This window comes from Vibrio thalassae (assembly GCF_900089835.1).
Taxonomy (GTDB): domain Bacteria; phylum Pseudomonadota; class Gammaproteobacteria; order Enterobacterales; family Vibrionaceae; genus Vibrio; species Vibrio thalassae.
Map to the genome: position 1 here is coordinate 1 of NZ_OANU01000038.1, position 1,075 is coordinate 1,075.

Consider the following 1,075-nt stretch of genomic DNA (forward strand, 5'->3'; position numbering starts at 1 on the left):
ATTGTTGGCATCGTAGCTTCCCGAGATACTGCCTGCCGCAACAAAACTTAAACTCTCATTGCTATTGGCGCCATTTAGCGTGATTTGTGCGCTGGCTATTGTGCTTGAATCAATATCGGTGATATTTACATTCTTCAATAAGGCTGTTGGCCCATCGCCGTTGACAAATGCCTTGTCGGGTGAATTAAAAGCAAGGCTCGGCGCATCATTGACCGATGTGATAGTGATGGTCATGGTGGCGGCGCTGATGGAGTTATCACCATCGTCATCGACGACATGAAAAGTAAAGGAATCGGTTGCGGCTGAATTGGTTTGCGGTTGATATTGCAGGCTCGCCACATCGGCGCGTTGTATTACTTGCCCCTGAGTAATGGCGCTGCCCGAGCCAACTGATAAGGTGCCGTCACTTGGAAGCGTTTCAATGATAATGGCACTGTAAACGCTCGATTCCTCATCACTGTAATCAAAATCGTTGGCGGTGAAGGTATAGCGCGTATCTTCTGTTACGGTGACATTACTATTCTTGGCAACAGGTAAGTCATTTTCCGCTACAACGATAGGTGTATTCGTCTCTTGAGTGGGGGCTCCAGTACCGTCGTCATCGACAGAAAGGGTGAATGCTGGTAGCGTTCCGGTGGCATTTAGGGTATCTATCCCATCTTGAGTCAGTGTAATCGTGTTGTTGTTACCCAGCTGGTAGGCCGTTAGTGGCGTTAATGTCGTGCCACCGATATCACTTTCTCCTTTATCATCAATCGCATAAGTTGCGACGACGTGGCCGACAGTGATGCCGCTGTCGTCTTCGGTTAATGCTGTTGATAACGTAACGGTGAGGCCAAGCTGATCCTCTACGGCAGAGATATTAATGGTCGCTGTATAGTCTGCCGAACTTTCAACCTGTCCATCATGATATTTGAATGTAAAAGTGGTGTAGGGCGTACCAAACTCGTCGTTTGAGAATTCAAAACGTAAATTCTCCGCCTGCAGGTCATTCAGTGATACGTCGGTTGTTGGTGTTATATTGCTACCAGAGAGCGTTAATTGTCCATCAGCAGGAGGGGAGGTGATAATTATC

At 47.5% G+C, this 1,075-nt stretch carries 1 protein-coding gene; it reads right to left on the reverse strand.

What is annotated here, in order from left to right; all coding sequences use genetic code 11:
• A partial coding sequence (locus tag VTH8203_RS12775) for an Ig-like domain-containing protein (protein ID WP_158296136.1) occupies positions 1-1,075 on the reverse strand: 1,075 nt, incomplete at both ends.